Here is a 978-nt window from a genome sequence, read left to right as displayed (position 1 = left end):
GTGTTGATGTCCCTCAGATGGTCTGCATCGTCAAAGTTTTCAGCTTCTTCTGCATCTGCTTCTGTTGAAGTTGGCGCCCTGCGGCCCATCGTAACCAGATAGTTCTTTGCAGTGTTGATTCCGATGCGGTAAAGCCAGGTATAGAAGGCCGAGTCGCCGCGAAATTGCGGCAGCGCACGATAAGCCTTGATGAAGGCTTCCTGCACCACGTCCTCGGCTTCGGCCTGGTCGCGCACCAGGCGCGAGACCAGGCGCATCAACTTGCGTTGGTACTTGACTACCAATAGCTCGAACGCCTTCTTGTCGCCACGCTGGACGCGCTCAACAAGCTGTTGGTCTATTTCGCGTTCTGTCGTCAAACCGGGTTCCTTGTTTTTTATAGCCGTGTTGTTCTATCGATATCGCCTGAGGCAGATGATTCCAGCCCGACAATTTTCAAGGGGGGTCGGCCTATTTTTCCAGCATCCTTGCCTTGGCCGTATTGTGACTGATCAGCCAGCGACATGCCACGGAAAGTGCACGGAATGTATCTTCGGAGACAGAATCCGTGAGGATGGGGATGGTGCGGGTCTTGCCATTTTCCAGGCGCAGCCGCAAAAACAACATGCCGGGCCAGATGGTGCTGCCGGCCAGCAGCTGGGCCAGCCCTGCCTTCATCACCTGCGGCTTGGCGCGCGCCGAGGGCAGCAGATGCTCCACCACGCGGATTTGCCCGGAGGCGGAAATATGCAACCAGATGATCTTGCGCTCGCGCAACACCAGCACCAGCGCCACCACGGCAGCCAGGATGCAGGCCAATGCCAGAGCCAGGCGTTCCAGCCAGGACCAGTTGCCCGGCGTCCAGAACGGCACCAGCACACCCATCAGCGCTACGCACAGGCAGGCGAAGCCATTGACCAGCAGGAGCAGGCGGGAAGGTTTGATATCCGCAGAAACTGCTATCGACATGGGATGCCCAGGCGCGAAGTGCGCATAGCG

General features: G+C 58.2%; 2 protein-coding genes. Both read right to left on the bottom strand.

Going from position 1 to position 978, the window contains the following annotated elements:
* On the bottom strand, positions 1–359 hold a 359-nt coding region (locus I5W_RS06865; protein WP_044528669.1), incomplete at its 3' end, for a sigma-70 family RNA polymerase sigma factor.
* 91 nt (positions 360–450) lie between these two features.
* The gene (locus I5W_RS06860; RefSeq protein ID WP_017450835.1) at positions 451–948 is read right to left on the bottom strand and encodes a protein YgfX; all 498 of its coding nucleotides are present in this window, start codon (positions 946–948) and stop codon (positions 451–453) included.
* Positions 949–978: the final 30 nt, after the last annotated feature.

It is taken from the genome of Herbaspirillum sp. B65 (genome assembly GCF_000333555.1).
Classification (GTDB): Bacteria; Pseudomonadota; Gammaproteobacteria; order Burkholderiales; family Burkholderiaceae_D; genus Herbaspirillum; species Herbaspirillum rubrisubalbicans.
The sequence above is the reverse complement of the archived record's forward strand: the minus strand, read 5'-3'. Positions and strand labels throughout refer to the sequence as shown.

Coding starts and splice junctions, on each gene's coding strand:
- I5W_RS06860 (WP_017450835.1), bottom strand. CDS start 948: ATGTCGATAGCAGTTTCTGCGGATATCAAACCTTCCCGCCTGCTCCTG.